This window comes from Paenibacillus sp. FSL A5-0031 (assembly GCF_001956295.1).
Lineage (GTDB): Bacteria > Bacillota > Bacilli > Paenibacillales > Paenibacillaceae > Pristimantibacillus.
In genome coordinates this window covers 314,084-332,521 of the sequence record NZ_MRTD01000002.1, presented here as the reverse complement: position 1 = coordinate 332,521, position 18,438 = coordinate 314,084, and the positions used below count along the sequence as shown (strand labels likewise).

General features: G+C 44.1%; 19 protein-coding genes. 16 read left to right on the top strand and 3 right to left on the bottom strand.

Annotated features, from left to right (window positions below; translation table 11 throughout):
• Positions 1-29 precede the first annotated feature (29 nt).
• The gene (locus BK120_RS04970; RefSeq protein WP_076266377.1) at positions 30-791 is read right to left on the bottom strand and encodes a hypothetical protein; all 762 of its coding nucleotides are present in this window, start codon (positions 789-791) and stop codon (positions 30-32) included.
• Positions 792-1,075: 284 nt separating this feature from the next.
• On the opposite strand from BK120_RS04970, the gene BK120_RS04965 reads away from it, so the two are divergent.
• From BK120_RS04965 to BK120_RS04895, 16 genes are all read left to right on the top strand, one after another.
• A complete protein-coding gene (locus BK120_RS04965) occupies positions 1,076-1,294 on the top strand; it encodes a hypothetical protein (RefSeq protein ID WP_076266376.1) in 219 nt (72 codons plus the stop codon).
• Positions 1,295-1,748: 454 nt separating this feature from the next.
• Positions 1,749-3,152 carry an MATE family efflux transporter gene (locus tag BK120_RS04960; protein WP_372238953.1) on the top strand — a complete coding sequence of 468 codons (1,404 nt, stop codon included), beginning with the start codon at positions 1,749-1,751 and terminating at the stop codon, positions 3,150-3,152.
• A 197-nt stretch (positions 3,153-3,349) separates the two neighbouring features.
• Positions 3,350-3,883, top strand: coding sequence for a YceI family protein (locus BK120_RS04955; RefSeq protein WP_076266374.1), 534 nt, complete (start codon positions 3,350-3,352; stop codon positions 3,881-3,883).
• A gap of 130 nt (positions 3,884-4,013) precedes the next feature.
• A complete protein-coding gene (locus BK120_RS04950) occupies positions 4,014-6,017 on the top strand; it encodes a GTP-binding protein (RefSeq protein WP_076266373.1) in 2,004 nt (667 codons plus the stop codon).
• Between the two features lie 27 nt (positions 6,018-6,044).
• Positions 6,045-6,497, top strand: a complete 453-nt coding sequence (locus tag BK120_RS04945; protein ID WP_076266372.1) for an NUDIX domain-containing protein — start codon at positions 6,045-6,047, stop codon at positions 6,495-6,497.
• A gap of 389 nt (positions 6,498-6,886) precedes the next feature.
• On the top strand, positions 6,887-7,333 hold the full coding sequence (locus BK120_RS04940) for a hypothetical protein (RefSeq protein ID WP_256710800.1): 447 nt from the start codon (positions 6,887-6,889) through the stop codon (positions 7,331-7,333).
• A gap of 4 nt (positions 7,334-7,337) precedes the next feature.
• A complete protein-coding gene (locus BK120_RS35155) occupies positions 7,338-7,511 on the top strand; it encodes a hypothetical protein (RefSeq protein WP_179089745.1) in 174 nt (57 codons plus the stop codon).
• Positions 7,512-7,538: 27 nt separating this feature from the next.
• A complete protein-coding gene (locus BK120_RS04935) occupies positions 7,539-8,216 on the top strand; it encodes a hypothetical protein (protein ID WP_076266371.1) in 678 nt (225 codons plus the stop codon).
• Positions 8,213-8,869: an ATP-binding protein gene (locus BK120_RS04930; protein WP_076266370.1), complete on the top strand. Its 657-nt coding sequence runs from the start codon at positions 8,213-8,215 to the stop codon at positions 8,867-8,869. Before BK120_RS04935 ends, BK120_RS04930 begins: the two co-directional genes overlap by 4 nt.
• 18 nt (positions 8,870-8,887) lie before the next feature.
• Positions 8,888-9,292 (top strand): GNAT family N-acetyltransferase, encoded by a 405-nt coding sequence (locus tag BK120_RS04925; RefSeq protein WP_076266369.1) that lies wholly within the window; start codon positions 8,888-8,890, stop codon positions 9,290-9,292.
• Between the two features lie 282 nt (positions 9,293-9,574).
• The gene (locus BK120_RS04920; protein WP_256710799.1) at positions 9,575-11,380 is read left to right on the top strand and encodes a sensor histidine kinase; all 1,806 of its coding nucleotides are present in this window, start codon (positions 9,575-9,577) and stop codon (positions 11,378-11,380) included.
• Entirely contained in the window at positions 11,358-12,119 is a 762-nt protein-coding gene (locus BK120_RS04915; RefSeq protein ID WP_076266368.1) for a response regulator transcription factor, read from the top strand. The genes BK120_RS04920 and BK120_RS04915 overlap by 23 nt, the downstream gene beginning before the upstream one ends.
• Positions 12,120-12,224: 105 nt before the next feature.
• Entirely contained in the window at positions 12,225-13,541 is a 1,317-nt protein-coding gene (locus BK120_RS04910) for an ABC transporter substrate-binding protein (protein WP_076266367.1), read from the top strand.
• A 79-nt stretch (positions 13,542-13,620) separates the two neighbouring features.
• Positions 13,621-14,505 (top strand): carbohydrate ABC transporter permease, encoded by an 885-nt coding sequence (locus BK120_RS04905; RefSeq protein WP_076266366.1) that lies wholly within the window; start codon positions 13,621-13,623, stop codon positions 14,503-14,505.
• Between the two features lie 15 nt (positions 14,506-14,520).
• Positions 14,521-15,348: a carbohydrate ABC transporter permease gene (locus BK120_RS04900; protein WP_076266365.1), complete on the top strand. Its 828-nt coding sequence runs from the start codon at positions 14,521-14,523 to the stop codon at positions 15,346-15,348.
• Between the two features lie 29 nt (positions 15,349-15,377).
• Positions 15,378-17,618: an FAD-dependent oxidoreductase gene (locus BK120_RS04895; protein WP_076266364.1), complete on the top strand. Its 2,241-nt coding sequence runs from the start codon at positions 15,378-15,380 to the stop codon at positions 17,616-17,618.
• A gap of 86 nt (positions 17,619-17,704) precedes the next feature.
• Here BK120_RS04895 and BK120_RS04890 read toward each other — a convergent pair whose 3' ends face one another.
• Both BK120_RS04890 and BK120_RS04885 read right to left on the bottom strand, forming a co-directional pair.
• Positions 17,705-17,932 carry a hypothetical protein gene (locus BK120_RS04890; protein ID WP_144376688.1) on the bottom strand — a complete coding sequence of 76 codons (228 nt, stop codon included), beginning with the start codon at positions 17,930-17,932 and terminating at the stop codon, positions 17,705-17,707.
• Between the two features lie 14 nt (positions 17,933-17,946).
• Positions 17,947-18,267 (bottom strand): heavy metal-binding domain-containing protein, encoded by a 321-nt coding sequence (locus BK120_RS04885; RefSeq protein ID WP_076266362.1) that lies wholly within the window; start codon positions 18,265-18,267, stop codon positions 17,947-17,949.
• Positions 18,268-18,438 lie beyond the last annotated feature (171 nt).

The following is an 18,438-nucleotide window of genomic DNA, read 5'->3' as shown; positions in this document are numbered from 1 at the left end:
GTACTCACTCCTCCTCTGCATAGGGGTTGTCAGTGCTGGATGACAATTTGGCGCTCCGAGGGATGCAGAGAAAAGGATTCATCTATTCCGTCGGGGATAATGCTTAGCCGCTCAGACAGGCGATTGCCCTCAAAGGCCATCATAAAGGGAATGCCCAGTATGGCTATAACAACGAGTAGAACGCCAGTATGGCGCAATTTGCGCAGCCAAGGGCGGTAAACGGGTGGTGCCTCCGCTGCAAGCTGGTTGCGGTGAGTTTGAAGCATCCAGACGATGCAAGCAATAAACAAAAAGAAGGTGGTCGTCATTGTCACGAAAGACCAGCGGAATGAATGAGGCGGAATAAAAGCAAAATAAAGCATGGCAAATGAGCAAAGCGGTGCTAGCTGAAAGGGAACAATAAGTACGGGATCGGATGCTTGGCGGCGCCGTGCTACATCATTAGCCTTCTCAGTCCGGGCGTTCGTTCGCCGTATGAGCCTGCGCATTTTTGGGTATGAACCAAGCCAAATGAGCAGCACTGGAATGATGGCAAACGGCGTGTGAATGAGCAGCCGATGTGTCCAAAACTGAGGATGCGTCATCGAAGCCAGTATTAAATCCGCTCCAGCAATTCCCACCGTAAGAAAGCTTAAGCAAACAGACCAAAATAACAGCTTTCGTGTTTTGTAATTAAGCTGCTGCTCGGTTTGGCTATAAGCAAGTTTTGATGCTTTGGCAGCAACGATTAATGAAAAAATGACAAAGAGCATTAACGTGCCGAGTTCAAAATAAATGAATAAATAATGCATGGAATGAGCCCCCTGAAAGTAATGATAGCACCATATACAGTTATATTATAGAAGCGATTTTACTAGTCGTTATACATCTTATCTAGTTCATCTGTTATGCAAAACCGCCGTAAGTCGGAACGAAGTACTAGACCTCTGGCGGGGAAAAAAAGTCGAAGAAACGCAAATGGAATCGAACAATACAAAATGCGAAAATAGTTCCTATGAAACGACATTTTACACCTCTTGTTTAGTTCTATGAAAGCGCTACAATTAAGGTAATAAGAAGTAGGAGGTGAATAAACATGAGCCAAGAAGAAGAAGTAGTTCAAGAAGGCGTGGAAGAAACCGCTGAACTGATTTCGGAAGAGGCTCCAGCTGAAGAAGTAGTAGAAGCTGTTGAGGCTGAACTGGAAGAAGAAGTGGAAGAAGCTGCTGCAGCTACGGAGGAAGAAGCCTCTGAGGAAGCAGAAGAAGAGTCAGCTGAAGAAGAAGCAGCTGAGGAAGAGTCTGAAGAGCAATAATGATATCTATCATTTTATATTATAAAGAGAAAGACTGTACTTAGGTTGCTATGGCGACCCAAGCACAGTCTTTTTTTATTGTAAAGAAGGCTAGCTTATACTTATTTCTTAGCTCTATTTTTAAAAACCACGATTAAACCGCCAATAGAAATGCCAACTATAGCCCACGCTGCAATAAACAATATTGAATTCATGAGGTACACTCCTTATTTGTTACTGTATCGCTGAATAAAATTAGACACCTATTATAACATGTTTAATAGTTGATTTTTCTTTCTAACTGTGAATCTTCTGCTTCTAAAAAGGTAACGACTCGGCATCATAGGAAGGTTGTTTTAGTAGAAGAAATACAAAAAAATTATTTATGTAAAGGTACGATTCTAACGTGCAATAAGCTATTTTATATGCTACGATACCTTGTGTTTTACTTTTTATATTAGAAGAAGGTGACAGCATGACAACAGCAGAGGCTGGTAATGGAACAGGGCAAAAGGATCAGAAGGGCTTAAGCTTATTTTTTCTGACATGGCCCATATTTTTAGAAATCTTTTTGTTTATGCTGATGGGTATTGCAGATACGCTGATGCTGAGTGCAATTTCGGATAATGCTGTATCCGGCGTTGGTGCATCAAATCAATATTTGCATATAGCAATCTTACTATTAGAGGTAATCGGCAACGGGGCATCCATAGTAGTTGCGCAATATATCGGTTCTCGCAAGTATGTAGAAGCTGCCAAAATATCAGCGCTCGCAATCTCGCTCAATCTAGTAGTCGGGATATTTATAAGCCTTATGTTCGTGTTGTTCGGCGGACATTTGCTGCAAACGTTAAATTTGCAAGGTGAAATACTTGAACATGCGAAAAGCTATTTAGCCATTGTAGGCGGCATGATTTTCCTTCAAGCTATCATCAACTCGATATCGGCCATTATTCGTGTACATGGTTTTACAAAGGAAGCGATGTTCGTATCGCTTGGCATGAATATCGTTCATATTATCGGAAACTATTTGCTTATTTTTGGGAAATTCGGATTTCCGGAGATGGGAGTTCAAGGTGCAGCGCTGTCATCGGTCATTAGTCGTGGTTTAGCGCTCATCGTCTTCTTCTGGATGCTGTACCGGATTATGTCAGTACGGATTGAAATCAAGTATTATATTGCATTGTCCAAGGAGTATATCCTCAAAATACTGAGAATCGGCATACCGTCTGCACTGGAGCAGGTGATGTATCAGGCATGCCAAATCGTATTTTTGTATTATGCTACGTATCTTGGCGCGGCCTCCTTGGCGGCGAAAAACTATGCGAATAACATTTCGATGTTTACGTATCTGTTTGCTTTCGCAATTGGCATGGGTACTGCGATTATCGTAGGCAGGATGGTTGGTGCAGGCGAGCAAACGATTGCCTACCGTCAAGTATGGAAAAGCGTGCGCGGGGCAAGTGCGGTAACCTTGCTTGCCGTGTTGCTCGTTATTTTGTTCCGCGAGCCGCTCATGCGAATGTTTACGGACGATGAGGAAATTGTTCGGCTAGGCATAAATGTGCTCCTGCTGAGCATCGTGCTGGAGACTGGCCGTACGATTAATATCGTGCTTATCAACTCACTGCGTGCATCAGGCGATGCAAAGTACCCTCTGTATATCGGAATGGGTTCTATGGTCGCAATGAGCTTGCCGCTTGGCTACTTCTTCGTATTCCAGCTTGATCTGGGCCTCGCTGGTATTTGGCTGGCGATTGCAGCAGATGAATGGCTGCGAGCCGTTATTATGTTCTTCCGATGGAAGAGTAGAAAATGGGAGAAATATGGGCTTGTTAAGCGTGATAATAAGGAGAAATCCGCAGTTTTGGAGGGTTAAGATGAGCTAAGGCAATGCTGCTTGCTCAAATCATAATGAATAATTGACATCAGAGAAGTTTAACTACTTCACTGGTGTCTTTTTTTTGTAAATGCAATTGACATAAATAGGATTACGCAATAATATATAAATATACATAATATAAGTTAGTAAGTTTTAAAAAGTAAGTTAATAATTTTTATTGGAGGAATTTTAAAATGGCAAAATCACAATGGACGGTTGATTCCACGCACAGCAGCATCGATTTCTCGGTAAAGCATATGATGATCGCAAAAGTAAAAGGTACTTTTCATGCGTTTGAAGCCAATATTTCCGCTGATGCGCATGACCTGACTTCAGCTGATATCCAGCTTACGATTGATCTTGATAGCGTGGACACACGAAACAAGGATCGTGACGCACATTTGCGCAACAATGATTTTTTTGATATCGAGCAGTTTCCGAAGCTTGTATTTACTGCAACGGCAATCACAAAAACAGACGACGGCGAATATTCCGTTGTTGGCGATGTGAGCCTTCATGGTGTGACACGTTCCGAGAAATTTGCAGTCAGCTTCGAAGGCGCAGGCAAAGACCCTTGGGGCAACGATAAAGTAGGCTTTAGCGCGACGGGCAGCCTGAAACGCAGCGACTACGGCTTAACGTATAATGCTGCTCTTGAAACGGGCGGCGTGCTCATTGGCGACGAAGTGAAGATTTCAATCGATATTGAAGCGATTCATCAAGGCTAATGGATTAAGAAGCATATTTATTAACGGCTCATCGGGCATTTGCCCGGCGGGTCGTTTTTTGTTGCTGTAAAACGCTTTCAGCGGTAGGATAAGTAAAGGAACAGCTAGTGAGAGTAAGGGGATATGCAATATGGAGCCAAATGCATCAACACATATAAGGAACATCGGAATATTTGCTCACGTTGATGCGGGGAAGACGACTACAACAGAGCAGATTTTATTCCATAGCGGTCGCATTCGTTCGCTTGGCAGTGTGGATGCAGGCACGTCACAGACGGATTTTCTAGAAGTGGAACGCTCAAGAGGCATATCGGTACGTGCAGCAGCAACTCGTTTTACTTGGCAAGGAGTAACGATTAATCTGGTCGATACACCGGGGCACGTCGATTTCCTATCTGAGGTCGAACGTTCACTGCGCGTCATGGATGGAGCGGTGCTTATTCTGTCGGCAGTCGAGGGTGTGCAGGCACAGACAGAAGTCATATGGCATGCGCTGCGCGAACGAAACATTCCAACTCTTATTTACGTGAACAAGCTGGACCGAATCGGTGCAGATCCAATAGGAACGATCCAGCAAATTAAGCGTTTGTTATCCAATCAAGCAGCGCCAGTTCAGGCTCCGCTTGGTATCGAGGATCGTTTCAGCGGTGCGGTTAGCCTGCTCGTTTCGGGAATATCAGGGAGTGAGACGGAGGAAGCGCAGCTTTATTTGCAGCAGCTGGAGGAGACCGTAGCAGAGCAAGATGAATCGCTGCTTGTTCAATATTTGGACAGCGGCACACTGCCCAAAGCAGAACTGAATCAACTGCTGCCTGAGCTCACGCAGCGCGGTGAATTATTTCCAATTCTTTTTGGCGCATCGAATCGTGGGATAGGCATCGAGCCTCTCATGCAAGCGATGATTACGCTGCTGCCGCCGCCCCAAATCGTCTCAGATGGTCCGGTGTCGGGCGTCGTCTTCCGTATTGAGCGCGATGCAGCGATGGGCAGAATCGCCTATGTCCGCCTGTACAGCGGGGTGATTCGCAATCGTGATTCCGTCCGCAACGAGACGCAGCAGATCGAAGAGAAAATTACGCAGATACGCAAAATCGATGGGCAAAAGGCCGAGGATGTAGGGCTGCTCGCGGCAGGCGATATTGCAGCAGTCTGCGGCTGGACTCAGGCGCGCATTGGCGACATTATAGGCAGCGCTGAGTTTGTGCCCGGTGAGACGCGGATGGCTGTTCCGCTGCTGACGGTACAGGTGCGCTGGAGCAACGAAGCCGAATATCCGGCTGTCGTTGCAGCGCTGCATGAGCTGGCGGATGAAGATCCGCTGCTCGATTTGCAATGGCTGCAGGAGCAGCGCGAGCTGCACCTGAAAGTCATGGGGCCGATTCAGATTGAGGTGCTCACGCATGTGCTGAACAATCGGTACGGCTTAAAGGCTGAATTCGATCAGCCATCGGTTATCTATAAAGAGACGCCTGCTCAATCAGGCGAGGGTTTCATTGCCTATACGATGCCGAAGCCATGCTGGGCAATTCTGCGGTTTCATATTGAGCCTGGTGAGCGCGGGAGCGGGATAACGTTCAGCTCCGTTGTCCGATCAGAGCGGCTGCTTGACCGCTATCAGAACGAGGTGGCAAGAAGCGTGCCCGAAGCGCTTCAGCAGGGGCTCTTTGGCTGGGAGGTAACGGATATAAAGGTTACTCTCGTTGAGGGTGAACATCATGTATGGCATACGCATCCGCTAGATTTTGCAGTCGCAACACCGATGGGCATTATGGATGGCTTGTCGCGTATTGGAGTAAAGCTGCTGGAGCCAATGCTGTCCTTCCGCCTCTCTGCCCCAGAAGAGACGGGCGGCAAGCTGATGAACGAGCTCATTCTAATGCGAGGTGAGTTTGATACGCCAGTTGTCAGGCAGGAGAGAATGGAAATTGAAGGGATTATTCCCGTTGCTACGTCGCTTGAGTTTCCTGCGAGATTTGGATCATTAACCAAGGGCAGAGGTGCGCTTGCAACCTTCTTCGCAGGATACCGCGAATGTCCGCCTGATGTAAAGGCGGAACGGGTAAGGCGAGGCGTCAATCCGCTGGATCAGTCAAAATATATATTAGCTGTTCGAAATGCGCTATCCAGCTCATAGCCGCAAGAAGTAGAAGGAGAGGGTTTTATGTTGAAGAGAGTGAATGAGCTTCCGACGGATAAAAGAATCGCTGGCATACATAGTATTCCTTTGCTCGAGGATGGCTCTATCGTGATGGTGTGGGATCGCAATGAGCAGGCGCTGACGACGGTTGGCGGAAGAATTGAACCGGGCGAGAGCATTGACGAGGCGCTAGATCGGGAGACGGTGGAGGAAGCCGGACTGCTGCTGATGCCGGAGAGAATACCTGTTGCCTGCTGGTATTGGACGGAAACAGATACGTATACCGTATTTGTTGTTGCGAAGGTACATAGCTTCGTTCCGATGCCGGAAGGTTTCGAGACCACTGGGCGCGTCACCTTTAATTTCGAGACGGCTAAACAAGTCGTGAATCGATTAGAGGGGCATGGTCAACGTATACTTATATTAAATTATGCGGAAGAAGCTGCCTCTCAGTTATTTACAACCGAAAACCCATGATCTTTACTCTAACGAACTGTACTATGCTTATTATGCAAAAAACTACGTTTGTTTTATTTTAACGAACCTAATTGACGCTATAGCATGCCATGTATGGTGTTACGAGCTATTTTTCTCAAAATAACGATTCTGGAGTTCGTTACAATTTTAATTCCTTACGAATGGTTTAAATAAGAGTGATTAGGTTCGTAAGCTATAGGAATGATAGGAGAAGGGCATCGCTATGCTTGAGCCCCTTCAAGCTCCTTCAAAAAAACAAAGCAGGGTCTGTTTCAAGCGTAGGTAATCCTACTTCTGAGACAGCCCTTTATTTGTTTATTATGATTCTCATGCAACTCTGTCTCTATCTTTTCGTCATAATAAGATACAATATAGGAAGGTGGAGCCAAATGAGGAAGTTTGTGTTTTTAATGAGCATTTTTTTCGCGGTAAGTTCATTTATTACGTTAGGGACTGCTCATGCGGATTGGGCGCATCGTTTCGTTGTGAACGACGGCAAGTCTTACATAGTTTCAGATACTCAAGTGGAATCCACACAGATAGGCGCTAAAATCGGTAAGGTTACTTCCTATTCAGACGAAGAAGGAACGTACTCTGGCAATTTCTCAAACGTTTATCCGAAAGGAACGGAATACTACGCAATCAAGGAAATATCGATAAATGAGGCCATTGCGATAAAGCAGGACGATGGTTCTTTCATTAAGGCAGCGTATGGGAGCGAATATGAAGGAAAAGCAATTAATTTAAAAACAGTGCTGTTTTATATAGGCGGCCTATTTTTGTTGATTATCGTTTTTATGCTTGTGAAAAATAATTGGAAGCGAAAAAGAGGCTGATACGATGAGCACAAAACACTATTTTGCTATATGGTTAGTTATCCTGTTTTTCGAATTAGGGTATCTGTTCGATTTAACCCATCGTGTGCACGATACAGAGGATACTCTAGTTATTATTGTTGTTATCGCCGTTACGCTTGTTGTGGGCAATACCTTCATAAGAAGCGTGAAAAAATAATGGCTCTGTCCGAATAGAGGGAATTGTATGATAACCAAGGTAGTATCAGTGCTGCTGGGACTTCTATTTTATCGCTCCCCTGTATTTAAGTTCACAGAGGACGAGGTTAATGAATATGAAAGATTGTATTCCGATGCTGTCCGCAATAAATCTGGAATAATGTACGCCAGCACATTTCCCAAATTCCGTTTTATTCAGTATATTGCAATGACGAAACCAGTCATAATGCACGGGTCAAATCATAAAAATATTGAACAATTCGAGTTAAGAAAGCAGACGCTTTTTAACGGTAAATATGTAGAAGCCATATTTGGCACAAAAGATGGCATTTGGCCATTGTTTTATGCGGTTTTTGATCGGAGTAAGGTGGTAGGCAACTTTCGAAATGCTTGTTTAAAAGTAAAGGCATCTCAGAGCTATTATTTCTTCTCAATCACAAGCGAGACTAAGAATAAAGTACCTTGGACGAGCGGAATGGTTTACATTTTACCACAGGATACGTTCAAAATGGTTAGTCATTCAGTCGTATCTTTTGACGAGTGGATTAGTGAATCACCGTTGCTGCCCATTACAAAAATAGAGGTAGATCCCCAAGATTTTTACTTTATAGATAAGGTTGCAACCCATAAAGCAGAGGAATCGCTATTCATTTCATGGATTTTCTATAAACGCAGAATTAAGCGGAATGTGAAGGTGCTTTCATGACGATTATACATATGGAAGGTGCGAGTGCAGTTGGCAAGACGACCACCTCAAGCGCGTTAGCATTAAAATACGGCGGTTATCATATTCCCGAAGTAAATACGTTGTGGAAACGTCCAGAAATCGAGTATCCTGAATGGTTTTTTGAGCGTCAACTTGATCGCTTTAGAATAGCGCAGGAAAAGAGTAAGGACCATCGTTTCGTTGTTATTGACATCGATCTATTTCAGCCTTTCTGGTACAACTGGGCTTTTGGGTTTACTCTCTTTGGCGGACAGTCGCTTGAGTTCCTAACGGATTATTTCCGTAAGCAATTGCTTGCCCGCAAGCTTGGCTTTCCAGATAAGTATTACCTATTGAACATAAATGAGGCTGAGCTGCGTAAACGCAAAGAGGGTGATGCAACTAGAAGGCGAAGCGGGTTTGAAATGAATTTAACATTTATTGAACCGCAAAGGCACTATTTTGAAGCTTTAAATTCATTTATTCCGGGTTTGGTCAGTTTCATTGAATCCGTATCGATTGAAAATAATGTACAACAAATTGTTGAGACAATGCCCTCAAGACCCCAAGAACACACGTATTCTGTAGAGTTGTTTGATTTTATGATCAGTTGGCTTCGCGAAAATAAGGCTTCTGATTTACTAAAAGGATAAGAGAGGTTGGGTGTTAATATGGAGCTATTGTATGACCGGTTTGTAATAAGCGATGATAAATCAATGCTTAAGATCGACACCATATGCGGCTTCTTGGCTAGAAGCTATTGGGCGAATAAAAGGTCATTAGAAATGATAGAAGAATCTATAAATAACTCGGTCTGCTTTGGCGTTTATGATGGGGACAAGCAGGTTGGTTTTGCTCGTGTAGTGACGGACTTTGCGACTATGTATTACCTATGCGACGTTTTTGTCGATGAGGAATATAGAGGCGCCGGGCTAGGAAAGAAATTAGTAGAAGTGATAACCGAGCAGTTTGAAGGAATGATGGGTCTGCTTGGTACGCTCGATGGTCATGGACTATACGAAAAGTATGGCTTTATGAAAAACACGGAACGTTTTATGAATAGAAGGCCTCGTTAACAAATGGATACTCTATAAATACAGAATTAAGCGGAGCGCGAAGGTGCTTTCATGACGATTATTTACGGTATGCAACAACACGCCATTTGAGGGAGCCCATAAGGGCTCTTTTTTTCACTGGGCGCAAACACCGCAAGTTAGGTCAATCCATTGGCTTATGTCATGATGAAGGAGAGTTATCAGCTTTATTTTCAAGCTTGCTCCTACGGACTATTCGCGTTATCTTGAGAGGTATGTCGAATCAATTTTTAAACAGATGAGAGCACTTGGGGGGCATATCGCGTGAACAAATGGATTAGAGGCTTAACTCCAGAAACGTTCAAAAACAGAATATTGATGGCTTTTTTGCTGTTAGTGCTAGCTCCATTCGTTTTATTAGTTATTTATAATTTCAGTGAAACGGAAAGAGTTCTACAGGAGGAAGCCTCCGCCAAAAACGAGGATCAGCTTCTCGATATCGAGAAGTCTTTCCTAGATGTGCTCGGGCTTGTTATGAAGACAGGTCTGCTATTAGAACAGGATGACACCATCCGCTCGGTTATGAAAAATCCGGAACAGAAAGATCCGCTAACTCGGAAGGAACTGGTGGAGAATAAGTTCGCAAGCATTGAGAACAGCTTCTTCCTGACTGGTGCAACGGTGTATTATACGCTGGTAGATAAACAAGGTTATGCCTATACCTCCTTTGCTCCTCGTGAGCCACTGAATTACTCCTCGATTACGAATGAAGCATGGGTAAAGATGCTTTCCTCCAATGAAGGGGAAAGCTCCATTTGGAATGCAAGCGATACCAATTATGTGAGTTCGGTTATTAAACCCAATCAAAATATGCTTAGTCTCTATCAGATGCTCCGCGATGAGAATCTCAAAGAGTACGCCTATGCCCGTATCAGCATCGATTATGAGCAATGGTTCAACAAGGTGATGAGAGATAGGCAGCGCGAAGGCATTTATTATTTATTGGATCATACAGGAAAATCAATGGTGCAGTCTGATGCCGATGAAGCGATTGATCCTGCCATTTTATCAGCGATGCTCGAAGTAAAAGAGCCCTCTGCATCTGCTTCCATTGTTAGCCAAGATGAGAAGGTATTGTATACGTTCAGCCGTATTGCTCAGTTAAATGGGTTTATTGTGAAAAAAGTACCCTTGTCCTTGCTGTTTGAAGAAGTGGAAACGTTGAAAAAACGCTTTTTCGCTATCTTCGGTTTGATTACGCTTGTGTTTGTCATGATGACCTATTTTATTTCTTCAACGATTACCGTTCCTCTAAAAACGCTGCAGCGAAAGATGGAGATATCGGTCAAGACCAACCTCAAAGTAAAGCTGCCAGAACAAGGGCGAGGTGAAATTCTTGCACTCACGCGAAGCTTCAATACTATGATTGACGATATAAATGGCTTAATGGAACGGCTTCAATTAGAGGAACGTCAGAGGCAAGTCGTCCGCTTTCAGGTTCTTTTATCTCAAATGAACCCGCATTTTCTCTTGAATACGCTTAATGTTATTAAAAGCATAGCGCTTGAGAAGGATGAGGATGACATTTATGAAATTTGTGTTTCGCTCGGAAAAATATTAGAGACGACATTGAATGTAGAGGTTGATCTTATCCTGCTGAAAGATGAGATTGCGCTTATCGATTCCTATATGCGCATACAAAGCGCGCGCTTCGGTGGGCATATTACAGTCAGCTATGAACTAAGTGACGAGCTAAACTTTGCACTGGTTCCGAAATTCTGTCTTCAGCCTTTGGTAGAAAACGCCATTATACATGGGTTTGGAGGGAGACGGAGTGACGGCCGAATTGAAATCAAAGCAGAGGCGAGACATGATCTTTTGTATCTTGAAGTGGCGGACAATGGAGTAGGGGTAGAACGTGCCAAAGAGAAGAAGGTGTTCCGTAAGCGGAAGAGCATCGGTATTCAAAATATTCGAGAAAGCTTGGAGCTTCTTTTCAAAAATCAGAGTACAGGCTTGTCCCTTGCCTCATCAGAAGAGGGAACAAAGGTTATGATGCATCTCCCTCTATTATTATCGAAACCCTATTTGAAGGAGGCTGACAGCGATGTGGACCGTATTGATCGTTGATGATGAACAGCATGCAAGAGCGAGTCTCAGCAAGCTGATGAGCAAAGCCAATCTTCCTTTTGAAATTATAGCCACTGCTAATGACGGCGAGGAAGCGTTGCAGGCGATTCGAGAATTGCAGCCGGACGTGGTCATTTCCGATATTGATATGCCCATGATGGATGGAGTAGAGCTGCTGAAATCTGTCAGGAAAGAAGGGCTTGATTGCCGATTCGTTATGCTTACCTGTATGAACGAATTCGAGTATGCAAGGCAGTCGCTGGAGTTCGGGGCATCCAGCTATTTACTTAAGCTTTCAATGGATGTGAGCGGGTTGAAGCAGGCGCTTGAGAAGGTAACCCTTGAACTAGAGCAGCGAGAGCAATTAAGAAAAGCAGCCAAGTGGTTTCCGAAGAAGAATACGTCTGAACCTACGGATCATCCGGAGATGAATAAAATTATTCGCCATATTGAGGAGCATTACGCTGAGGAAATCACATTAAAACGTGCAGCTGAGCTCATCTCTATGGATGCAAGCTATGTGAGTGACTTGTTTAAGAAAAAAACGAGCCAAACCTTTATTCACTATGTACAGAACCGCCGAATCGAGGCAGCAAAGATGCTGCTTGAGGAAACAAGCCAATCGATAGGTGAGATTGCAAGGCAAGTAGGATTCGAGAATGACAACTATTTTATTAAAATATTTAAGCGATGGTGCGGCATGACGCCAAGTGAATATCGCAAAGAGCAAAATAAATGATCCAAAGAATGTATCATGAATCGCCAAATATCGTTCCTTACCCCGTGAAATGCCCGGTGATAAGATTTAACTAAGCAATTAAACAAGTTTGTAGGGGGCAAAGAAATGAAAAAAAACAGAATGTTGATCAGTGCTCTTTCTCTTATTCTTGTCATGGTTCTGATCGCTGGATGCGGTGGGAACAACAAAAATAATGTTTCGGGGACACCAACAAACAGCGGCGCCACAACAACCAAAAAGATTAAGCTTACGCTATGGGGCGGCGTGCCTCCTGAAGCGGGACCTCAAGCGGTTGTTGACGCATGGAATGCCGAGAATCCCAATGTACAAGTGGAATATGTTCGGTTCGTTAATGATGATGCCGGCAACTTAAAGCTGGATACCGCTTTGCTTGCTGGGCAAGATGCAGATATTTATATGAACTACACCCTCTCTCGTCTTCAAAAGAGAATAGATGCTGGCGTAGCCGTAGATATGAGCGCAAAGACAGACTACAACATTGACGAGCAAATGGGTCCTGAAGCAAAGCAATGGATGATTAACGACAAGTATTACGGCATGCCTACAAAGAAAAACATGGCGTTCATTTGGTTGAACAAAGATATGCTTGATGCGGCAGGTTTGCCTATTCCTCCGCTAGATTGGACGTGGTCCGATTTACAGGATTATGCACTCAAATTGAAACAACCTAATGTATGGGGCCTGCTCCAGCATGATGCTGCATTCACTACGCAATTCGACGGTACGATTGGTGGAGACGGTTATGTGAAAGCAGACGGCACATCGAACTTCGACAATGCTTATTGGAAACAAGGGTTTGAAATTTTGCACAACATGATGTTCAAGGATAAATCAACTCCGGAATATGGCGAGCAGCTGACCAGCAAGATGCCGGTGGATACGATGTTCCTAAAAGGCGAGACAGCGATGCTGACAGCTGGTGAATTTATTTTCCGTAATGCGAACAATCTAGTCGATTTCCCGCATGATTTCAAAATTGCTTTTGCACCAATTCCGCGTATCTCCAAGGATCAAACCAACTTCAAATATCCAGGCGGATTGGGCGACGTGATTTCGGTTAACGCGAAATCCAAAAATCAAGAAGCGGCTTGGGAATTTGTGAAATGGTACGCTGATGGCGGAATGCTGCCAATGGCTCCGGGCGGACGCATTCCGTCATCCAAAAGTGTAGACAGCACGGAAGCGATCGATTTGCTCCTAAAAGGGTATGAAGAAAATTATGATCGGGATTCTCTAAACAAAGTGGTATTCGGCAAATTCGAATCATTCCAGCTTAACGTGCCTCAGCAAGTGATCGATGCGCGCAAAGAAGAATATGAGAAGTATTTCCTCAATAAGCAAGATATCGACACGACGTTGAAAAATATGGCAGAGCGGCACAACGAATTCATCAAGAAATAAGCTGCGTAAAGAAAGTAAGAAGGAGCAGCCTTGTCCTTCTTACTTTTTTTTACGGGTGAACGAAGAAAGGCGGGTTGTTATGAGTAAAACGAGCTGGATGCGCAAGCAAAGCTGGTTGGGTTATGTGTTTATTCTTCCGAATATGTTGGGCGTATTATTGTTTTTTGTCGTACCTGCATTATTTTCCTTTGGACTGATTTTTACCGATTATCAATTTTCGAATCCAAATGTCTCGTTTACGGGAATGGACAATATAAAGCGAATGTTCCAGGATGATCAGTTTTATAATGCGATTAAGAATACAGCGATATTCCTTTTTTCTGTTCCAGTATCGCTTGGACTATCCTTTATCGTCGCTCTCGTTCTGAATAAGAATGTATATATGAAAGGGCTGCTGCGGGGGATGTTTTTTCTTCCCTATATTTCTAGCGGGGTAGCTGTTGCATTCGTTTGGATGCTCTTGTTTCAGCCCTCTCAAGGGCCCATCAATGAAATACTTCGCTGGATTGGCATTGTATCGCCGCCAGGCTGGTTCGCTGATACCGAGACTGCGATGTATGCGATTGACATCATACAGATCTGGTTCTTGTTAGGCTACAACATGATTATTTATCTTGCTGCGCTTCAAGAAGTATCGCCTGAGCTGCTGGAAGCAGCGAAGATAGACGGCGCGAAGAGCCGGACGGTCACATGGCGAATTGTATGGCCGCTTGTTAGTCCGACTACCTTTATGCTGCTCATTACGGGCTTAATCATGACGATGAAATCCTTCTCCATCATTCAAGCGATTACACAAGGCGGTCCGAGCGGAAGCACGACGATCTTGTCGCTATACATTTACAAAACAGCCTTCAGCTATTATGAAATGGGTTATGCTTCAGCGATATCATGGTTCTTATTCGCTATTATTATGGGGATAACCGTTATTCAATGGATTAGCCAGAAGCGCTGGGTCCACTATTAGAAAGGGGAGTTTTCAATGAACAATCTAGTCAGCTCTGTCAAAACCAAGATGCCGTTAACTGTACTCATGCTCATTTGCGGCGTGTTCATGATACTTCCGTTTCTATGGATGGTCAGCACGTCCCTGCAGAGTCCAAGCGAAGTATTTACAAGATGGCTGCCCTCTAAGCTTGATTGGAGAAGCCATGAACGAATTTGGACAGGTGACTATAACTTCATCACCTATTATTTGAATTCACTTAAAATCTCCATTATTAGCACAGTTGGCGCAGTGTTTCTATCCGCTTTCGCTGCTTACGGTTTTGCGAGAATCGAGTTTAGAGGCAGGAATGCCATGTTTCTCGTCTACTTGTCCATGATGATGATACCGCCACAGGTTATTTTTGTTCCGAAGTTCATCATGTTCAACTGGATGCATATATACAATACGCATTGGGCGCTTATATTGCCGGGCTTGTTCTCGATTTTTGGCGTGTTTATGCTAAGGCAATTTTTTATGAGCATTCCGAAGGAAATTACGGAATCTGCCTTTATAGACGGCGCCGGTCATTTTCGCATTTTCTTTAAGCTTGTTCTTCCTTTAGCGAAGCCGGCACTAGCTACCTTTACGATTATCGACTTCTCGTGGCACTGGAATGACTTTGAGAACGCGCTCGTATTTTTATCCAGCCCCAATTTATATACGATCCCGCTTGGCTTGCAAAATTTTATTTTGGAAAATAACGTCGATTACAACGGCATGATGGCTGCGGCTACCGCTGCGATTGTCCCTATGATCCTAATTTTTATCATCGGTCAAAAGTATATTATTCAGGGCATATCGGGCTCTGCTGTTAAGGGCTGATCACTCACAAAGAAAAGGAGCGTTATGATATGAGATCTGAAATCATAAAGACAGAAGTAACCGTCATTGGCGGCGGGCTCGCCGGCGTTTGCGCTGCCATTGCAGCGGCAAGAATGGGACAGAGAGTATCCTTGGTACAGAACCGGCCTGTCTTGGGCGGCAACTCCAGCAGCGAGGTGCGCGTTTGGGTATGCGGCGCTACAGGGCATGGCGTGAATCGTTATGCCAGAGAAACGGGTATTATGGGTGAATTGTTTGTAGAAAATCAGTATCGCAATCCTGATGGCAATCCTTATCTTTGGGATCTGATCGTATTAGAGGCCGTTAAAGCGGAGAAAAACATTGAGCTGTTCCTCAACACGGATGTACATGAGGTTGAGGCAACAGGCTCAGAGGTGGATCGTCAGATTCATTCCGTGACAGGCTGGATGATGGGGTCTGAACGCAAAATTCGCTTCGAGAGCAAAATGTTTTTAGATTGCACCGGAGACGGTCTGGTCGGTTTTCTAGCAGGAGCAAAATTTCGAATTGGACGGGAAGCGCATCATGAATTTAAGGAGGATTGGGCTCCTGAAGCTGCGGATGACATCACGCTCGGAAGCACGATTTTATTTTATACAAAGGATGCAGGCCAACCAGTCAAATATATCCCGCCAAGCTTTGCCAAGGATATTTCCCAAACCTCCATACCGGTACGCCGGGTAATGCGAAGCGGAGATTCGGGCTGCCACTACTGGTGGATTGAATGGGGCGGGGAGCTCGATACCGTTCATGAGAACGAGAGAATACGGGATGAGCTGTGGTCCGTTATTTATGGAATCTGGGATTATATTAAAAACTCAGGAAAGTTTGAAGCGGATAATATGACTCTGGAATGGGTAGGATCTCTTCCAGGCAAACGGGAATACAGGAGATTTGTTGGTGATTATATCCTCAATCAGAATGATATCGTGGCGCAGGAGCAATTTGAGGATCGAGTAGCGTTCGGCGGCTGGTCCATCGATTTGCATCCACCAAAGGGAATGTATGCGGAAGAGAGCGGCTCCAAACACTTCCATGCAGATGGTACGTACCATATTCCGTTCCGCTCGCTGTATTCCAGCAACGTTAATAATTTATTGTTCGCTGGCAGAAATGTTAGTGCGACACATGTTGCTTTTGGCACAACTAGAGTGATGGCTACTTGTGCGGTAATGGGTGAAGCGGCTGGGACGGGAGCTGCCCTCTCTGCTATGAAGGGAATAACGCCCAGAGAGCTAAGTCAGTCTCATCTTGCAGAGCTGCAGCAAACACTCCTTAGACAAGATGCTTCCATTATTGGTATTCGCAATGAGGATGCTGGCGATTTAGGGAGAAGCGCCCAAGCAGCTGCTTCGAGTACGATGAGAGACGTGCATATAGATGATGCGTCTAAGGTTTATTCTTTACTGAATCCGGTCGGAATAACGTTCCCAGTCACTTCGGAGCTAAATAAGCTTTCTCTGCTTGTTGATGCTTTGGCGAATACAGAAATGACGATTGAAATTCATTCTACCGGAAAAAAAGAAAACTATATTCCAATGGGACTTATATCCAAGCATACCGTGAAAGTAACGCAGGGAACGAAGCAGTGGGTTGATTTTGCACTTGATTATAAGGCGGAGGAAGCGATCAATTTATTCGTTGTCATTCAGTCGAACCCGGAGCTGCAATTGTATACGTCTGAAACGCCGCTTTACGGTGTGTTGTGCTTCGAGAATAAGATCGATTCATCCGCTGATTTCTCCAGTTTCTTGGATACGCAGCAGACCATGGCTTGGCAAATGAAAGGGCTGCACAGAACACCTTTCTGCTTCAAGGCATTCCCTGAGACTACAGCATACGAAGCGGTATCTGCTATTGATGGCTACACAAGACCTTTTGGCGGTCCTCATACATGGGTGTCTAATCGAATGGATAGCAATAAGCCGGAGTGGCTTTCTCTTGAGTGGGATTCCTCTGTTTCCATATCCAATATTCATATTACCTTCAATGATGATGTGAATGAGGATTTAATCAACCTACATCATCATAGAACGCCATTTGAAGTTATTCCTGAGCTGGTGAAGGATTATCGAATTGAGGCTTTTGTCGATGAGCAGTGGAAGGTATTGCTGCGTGAGACGGATAATAGAAAACGTAAACGGACGCATCAGCTGGAGCCTATCCGTACCAATAAGATCCGCGTTGTAATTGAAGCTACAAATGGATGCCCTTATGCAGAAGTTGTTGAAATACGAGCTTATGAGTAGTTAAGCTGTGGTGCACTTAGCAGGACTTTAATTAAATTTACAAAAAATAAGCTAATTCAAGGCAGCTTTAATCACCGTGAATTAGCTTATTTTTTATTCATATCCGTTCTTTCATAAAATCTTTCTCCAGTACTAGGGTTAAACCATACTTGCTGCTGAACGCCCGTTGTCGGATCAATAAATATTTCATTCGTTTTCTGGAAACCAGCTGGAGGCTGAGGCGTGCGTTGCTTTAGCCGCCTTCGGCGATATATAAACGTACTAATAATAGCGATAATAATAACCAACAATTGAAGGGCGAAGTAAATGCTCATGAAATAGGGCATCGCTAATTTTTCTCAGCTACAACTGCAGTACCATAAGCGACGATTTCAGACATCGTTTGTCCGATTTCACCAGAGTCAAATCGCATCATCACGATTGCATTTGCTCCCATGGCATGTGCATTTTGAATCATACGGTCTATAGCGACCTTACGGGCATCTTCAATCATTTCAGTATATTCTTTTATTTCTCCACCGAATATACTTCGCACAGAGGCTGTAATATTTCCTCCAAGGCCGCGGCTTCTTACTACAACACCAAACGTGTGGCCTAATACTTTATCAATATGATAGCCAGGAATATTTTCTGTAGTGACAACTAACATTTTGGTTCCTCCCATTCTAATTATGTACTGAACATAATATGCTTATTTCAACATAATCAATATTGCATCCATCTTGCGATATAGAAGTCATATCAACTAAAATCATAGTATCACTCATTCCAATAATATCCAATGAAAATATATATAAAATGACGAGGCTAGTACTATGAT